We start from the raw sequence: 5,620 nt of genomic DNA on the forward strand, positions 1-5,620 counted from the left end.
ATAATATCGCTGAAAACGCGCTGCGGGTAATAAGCCTGGGTCGCAAGAACTATCTGTTCTTCGGTTCGGATAGCGGCGGCGACCGGGCGGCGCTGATGTATACGCTGATCGGCAGTTGCAAACTGAACGGCGTGGAGCCGAAAGCGTATCTGCGCCATGTGCTGGCGATTATCGCGGATCATCCCATCAACAAAATCAAAGAGCTCCTGCCGTGGAACCTCACCATCCCTGCTGAATAACTGTCAATACGGCGCTGGGCGTACGCTTACCCTAAAACAGCTTAAGCAGTTAGAAAAAATAGAGTTACTGCTCTTGGACGACTTGGGCCTGGAATCAATGAGTCCGATACAGGCAACGATGCTGTTGGAGGTGATGGAAGATCGTTACGACAAAAGCAGCAGCATCCTGATCAGTCAACTGCCGGTAAAAAAATGGTATGGACTGATAGAAAACCCCACGGCAGCTGACTCGTTACTCGATCGGCTAGTACACCCCAGCTATCGACTGGAACTTATAGGCGAATCACTACGCAAAGAGCAAGGAGTAGCAAGCACAGGAAAAATAGACTAAAACCGAGTCAGAAGATGAGCGAACACATGATCGAATATCACTGGAATGGGTGATCGGAAAATATCGGAATAACTGATCGGATGTCGCCGGAACAGATGATCGGATACGTCGGAATCTGCAAAAGTATCAGCGTTTGCAAGATTCGGGGTAGGTGTTTTTAGCGCCTTCTTTTCGCTGACGGGATTGATGCCGGTGTTAATTTTTAATTTGGTGGCTGACTGCACTGCCTTGGCTTCAGACAAAAAACTTTTGGATGATCGCCTATATGCTGAGCGTCCGCTCTTTGCTGTCGAAGCGATACCGCATCCGCCAGACCATGGCGCCTGTGGGAGTAACGAATAGGAATAGACCACCCATGTCCGACATGCTGTAGCCTTTCTCTCTGGGTTTGGCTTGCTCTATTTGCTTTGCGGTTAGCAAGAGTGGGTATTGCTAAGGGGGCATCAAAATTATGCCCGCAATGATGTCCGCGAAAGTTGTGTCATATCAAAGAATTTTGGGTAATGGAGTGTATCTATTAACTGGCAGGAATCCTGGATTGGCGTGGTGTTTAGGTAATGCGAAGTTATGAACGTTAAGGTCAGAATGGTGTCCCCGACAGGAGTCGAACCTGTAACTAGCCCTTAGGAGGGGCTTGCTATATCCGTTTAACTACGGAGACACGCCAAGCGGCGGCCAGTATAGCCTATCTGGCCCCGGAAATAAGCACCCGGCGGCGCGTTTGCTCAATTCCTGGTCAAAGCGCGGCATTGCTCGCTTCATGGGGCGGAACCGTGAGCGTGCGACGGCATCCGCGCCTGCTGGCGCGGGGAAAAACCACGACGACATGACGCTGAACGCAGCGGTGTGTCGTCGCGACACACGCCAGAGGGTGTCGGCGCCGGCGCGCGGCGCGTGCCTCATGCCGCCCGAGGACGCATCGCGCGCGTTCCGCGACTTAAGTCTTGGGCGTCACGCGAGGGGCCCGTCGCGTCGCCGATCGTCCCCGGGGGCTAATCTTGTTTAGCGGGGGACGTTTTATGGTCGCTGGCGGCGGATGCTCGCCGGTGATGGTTCAAGTCGTTACGTATTTGGGCGTGGCTTATTAACGCGAAAATAAATGTACCGCCAACGATATTGCCCGCCAGCGTGGGCAGCACGAACGGATAGAAAAATTACCACCACGGGATATCGCCATTAAAGACCAGATACAGGATTTCGACCGATCCCACCACGATATGGGTCAAATCGCCGATGCCCATTAAATAGGTCATCAGGATAATGATAAGAAGTTTATTGTGTTTTGCCGAGGGCATCATCCAGACCAGCGATGCGATGATCCAGCCGGAGATGATGGCGTTGCAAAACATCTCGCCTGGGGTGTTGGTCATCACCTCCTGGGAAAGCGCGACAAAAGCCGCGCGCGTAGCGCTGTCAAACACCGGCAGGTGGATAAAGGCGAAAGCCATTAACGCCGTGCCAATCAGGTTGCCTACCAGCACCACGCTCCAAAGCCGCATCAGAATAGCAAAATTATGGCGGGTAGGTTTGTGCATAAAGGGCAATACGGTGGTCAAGGTGTTTTCCGTGAACAGTTGCTGGAGCGCCATAATGACAATAACAAAACCAATGGTGTAGCTCAGATTTTCGACAAAAAAATCGATTGCGCCTTCAGGGAGCCGCGCGTGAAAAATTCCTTTTGCCATTAACGAGGCGCCCATCGACAGGCCGGCCGCCAGGGCGGACCACCCTAATGCCAGACTATCACGTTCCAGCTCTTTCTCTCCTTCCTGGCGGATCTCTTCATGCACCGCGGCGGAGGGGGAAGGGAGGTTCTTCTCCTCCACCTCAATATCGGTACCTTCTTCATTCTCCTGGCTTTCGGCTTCATGGTCTTTGCCACCGGCGGGGGAAGGTTCATCGTCCCGACGCGGGCTGTTCTCATTCTGCTGGGGGGCGGCTGGGGGTTTTTTCACGTTCTTGATGCATAGATTTGTCTCTTTGGCAGCGGCGAGGATGGCAAACCTCATAAGCGTAGCGGCTAGGGCGCAATCAGTCGCGTGCGCGCGGCGAGGGCGTCAAAAAAAATATGTCCCGCTATAATTTGTGGTTAATGAATAACAAAATTTTAACGTTACTGGTTTTTCAGGCGTTTTATTGATCTAATACAGGCTATTCGGTAATAGGCCGGCGGTAGCGTCGGCGACGGCCTTTTTCCTTTGGCGCCCCGTGTTATGATGCGGGCCATTGTTAATAAAGAGTTTAATTTCTGATGCTGGCAATCCACAATCTGGCCTGTGTACGCGATGATCGCCCCTTATTTAGCGGATTGAACGATGAGATCGGTCCCGGTGATTGGGTGCAAATAGAGGGCGCGAATGGTGCCGGCAAAACATCGCTGTTGCGGATCCTGGCCGGTTTGGCGCCGCCGGATGACGGCGAGATACGCTGGCGCCAGCGCCCGCTGCGTCAGTGTCGGAGCGACTATCATCGCGAGCTGCTTTATCTCGGCCATCAGGTGGGCATTAAGCCCACCCTGACGCCGTGGGAAAATCGTAAGCGCCCCGTGGAGGACGTCTTGAATTATTGGTGGGTTTGTTGTATGGCCCGGTAAGAATATATTCCACTACGATGCCTAGTGAACCCGCATCCTATAAGGGACGGTTGTCAGATCATGGATAATCCGGCGATGATAGTGTCCACTTAAATTTTAATGGACACTATCACAAACTTCAGAACCACTAATTTCATATCACTCAAACCGTGATGTAAATAAAAGTTATTAAAATCAATACAATGTGAAGATGCAATGAGCATAAGCGTGTAACGTAGGTTTACTGTCTCATACAACAAACCCACCAATAATTCAAGACGTCCTCCACAGGGCGCTTACTATCGCAACATCGCTGGCGCGCTACGATGGCGGCCACTGGACGCTGGTTGCCCTGTATGTCACCGCCGCGTCGATGGTCACCGTATTAACCGCATTCTTCCTGAAAGAACGGCACGGCCGCCATGCTGACAAACCCCTTACACGGCAGGGCAACGTCTCCGTTGATGCCGCCGACTAAAGCACGCAGAGGTGACGCAGGGATGCGCGCAACAGCCAACATTCATACGGTAGTCAATGACAGGAGTAGGGCATGAGTAAGTCTTTCCCGGGCGGGGTGTGGCCAGTTATGTTGACGCCCTTTAAAAAAATGGCGACGTGGATTACGAAGCACTAGAAACATTGGTCAATTGGTATATTGATCAGGGCGKGGCGGGGCTTTTTACCGTCTGCCAGTCAAGCGAGCAATTCTTTCTGACGCTTGAGGAACGCATTAACGTTACCCAAACGGTGAAGGGCATCAGCGCGGGACGCGTGCCGGTCATCACGTCCGGCCACGTTGCGGATGATATTCACGATCAAATCGCGGAAATGCAGGCGATGGAGAAAACCGGCGCCGAGGTGCTGATTTTAATTACCAACCGGCTGGCGCGTGAACATTAAAGCGATGAATGCTGGATAAAAAATTGTCAGGTATTGCTGGATAAGCTGGATCCGCAAACGGTGCTGGGCTTATATGAATGTCCTTATCCTTATAAACACCTGCTGTCTGAGAAAATCATTGAATTCTGTCTATCAACTGGCAGGTTCTATTTCATCAAAGATACCTGTTGCGACGCAGACATTCTGGCGCGGCGAATTACGTTAACCCAGGGCAGCACCATAAAAATTTATAACGCCAATACCACGACCTTGCTTGATTCGCTCAGGAAAGGGGTGGCGGGCTATAGCGGCGTTATGGCCAATTTTCATCCGAAACTGTATGTGTGGCTTTGCGAAAACTTTCGGGACGAAAGGGTGGAGGAATTGGCGGAAGACCTTTCCATCATGTCTTTAATTGAAAGGCAATATTATCCGGTCAACGCTAAATATTATCTTGCCAGCGTCATGCATTTACCGATGGGCACCACCAGCCGGCAGCAAAATGATAATGGCTTAACCGATATGTTTAAAAAAGAGACATTTTATCTTTTCCATCTTACCGAAAAACTCGAGAAGAGTTTTTATTAAGGAGTAGACAGAATGAAAAGTTTCAAATCAGAATATGATGTCATCGTCGTTGGCGGCGGACCGGCCGGCGTTATGGCCGCATTGGCTTCAGCCAGGACGGGGGCGAAAACGCTTGTCGATGAACGGTTGGGTTTTCTCGGCGGCACCGCCACAAATTCGCTGATCGGGCCGATTTCGCCTTTTCATTATGGCGATGAGCAGGTGATTGACGGCATTCCGCAGGAATTCATGGATGAGCTGATGGCGGCCGGCGGCAGCACCGGACATCTAAAAACCCTGGATCCTTACGGCCGCGGTGCGTCATTGGGTTTTTACGATCGTGAGAAATACAAATACGTGGCGCAGGAAATGTTGGTGAAAGCCGGGGTCGATATCTTCTTCCACGTGTTCATCAGCGATATTCTCAAAGAAGGCAACAAAGTCACCGGTGTCACCATTTCCGCTAAGGACAAAGACTACACTTTCCGCAGTAAGGTGGTGATCGACTGTTCGGGCGACGGCGATGTGGCGGTTAAAGCCGGCGCGGATTATGTTTACGGCGATGCGGTAACCCACAAGGCGCAGCCCAGTTCCGCGATGTTTGAAATGGCGGACGTGGACGTGGATAAGGTGTATGACTACATCTGCGCCAACCCGGACTATTTCGAGTTCAAAACCGACTGTGTCCCGCTGCGGCCCTACGACGAGCGCTTAAAGCAGCACTATTTTGTGGCGCCAGGGTTCAAGAAATTGGTGAAACAAGCGGTGGACGCCGGCGAGCTGAAATTCGGCCGCGATAGCATTATTGTCCTCAACAGCGTGCATCCGGGCAGTATCCATTTTAACGCCACCCGCGTTCATGGCTTCGATTTGTCGTAAGCGTACGCCCAGCGCCGTCTGTTAATTCCCCATCAAGTTATTGAAGATGATGTCCATTATTTTTTTAATGGGCGCAATTCATGAAACAAACCCCACCAAAACCCTCAAGACATCGTCCCAATTTCCCGCTGGACTTTAACATTAAGCTGGTTG

5 protein-coding genes, 1 tRNA gene and 3 pseudogenes are annotated in these 5,620 nt (G+C 51.5%); 6 read left to right on the forward strand and 3 right to left on the reverse strand.

What is annotated here, in order from left to right; genetic code table 11:
* Together ACMX3H_RS16530 and ACMX3H_RS16535 are read left to right on the forward strand one after the other, a co-directional pair.
* A partial coding sequence (locus ACMX3H_RS16530) for a transposase domain-containing protein (protein ID WP_415211601.1) occupies positions 1-239 on the forward strand: 239 nt, incomplete at its 5' end.
* 28 nt (positions 240-267) lie between these two features.
* Positions 268-570 (forward strand): annotated as a pseudogene (locus ACMX3H_RS16535) (ATP-binding protein); the annotation flags it as partial.
* A 261-nt stretch (positions 571-831) separates the two neighbouring features.
* On the opposite strand, the gene ACMX3H_RS16540 reads toward ACMX3H_RS16535, so the two are convergent.
* The 3 genes and pseudogenes from ACMX3H_RS16540 to ACMX3H_RS16550 all read right to left on the reverse strand — a co-directional run bounded on the left by ACMX3H_RS16540 (position 832) and on the right by ACMX3H_RS16550 (position 2,525).
* The gene (locus ACMX3H_RS16540; protein ID WP_415211602.1) at positions 832-990 is read right to left on the reverse strand and encodes an Arm DNA-binding domain-containing protein; all 159 of its coding nucleotides are present in this window, start codon (positions 988-990) and stop codon (positions 832-834) included.
* A gap of 166 nt (positions 991-1,156) precedes the next feature.
* Positions 1,157-1,231 (reverse strand) — tRNA-Arg (locus tag ACMX3H_RS16545).
* Between the two features lie 331 nt (positions 1,232-1,562).
* A pseudogene (locus ACMX3H_RS16550) lies at positions 1,563-2,525 on the reverse strand (formate/nitrite transporter family protein).
* Positions 2,526-2,821: 296 nt separating this feature from the next.
* Between ACMX3H_RS16550 and ACMX3H_RS16555 the strand changes: the two are divergent.
* The 4 genes and pseudogenes from ACMX3H_RS16555 to ACMX3H_RS16570 form a co-directional block, all read left to right on the forward strand.
* Positions 2,822-3,103: pseudogene (locus tag ACMX3H_RS16555) on the forward strand (ATP-binding cassette domain-containing protein); the annotation flags it as partial.
* Positions 3,104-3,757: 654 nt separating this feature from the next.
* Positions 3,758-4,042 (forward strand): dihydrodipicolinate synthase family protein, encoded by a 285-nt coding sequence (locus ACMX3H_RS16560; RefSeq protein ID WP_415211603.1) that lies wholly within the window; start codon positions 3,758-3,760, stop codon positions 4,040-4,042.
* 33 nt (positions 4,043-4,075) lie between these two features.
* The gene (locus tag ACMX3H_RS16565) at positions 4,076-4,609 is read left to right on the forward strand and encodes a dihydrodipicolinate synthase family protein (protein ID WP_415211604.1); all 534 of its coding nucleotides are present in this window, start codon (positions 4,076-4,078) and stop codon (positions 4,607-4,609) included.
* A 12-nt stretch (positions 4,610-4,621) separates the two neighbouring features.
* Positions 4,622-5,467 (forward strand): FAD-dependent oxidoreductase, encoded by an 846-nt coding sequence (locus tag ACMX3H_RS16570; RefSeq protein WP_415211605.1) that lies wholly within the window; start codon positions 4,622-4,624, stop codon positions 5,465-5,467.
* Positions 5,468-5,620: the final 153 nt, after the last annotated feature.

It is taken from the genome of Sodalis sp. (in: enterobacteria), from assembly GCF_047607725.1.
Lineage (GTDB): Bacteria > Pseudomonadota > Gammaproteobacteria > Enterobacterales > Enterobacteriaceae > JBLKSS01.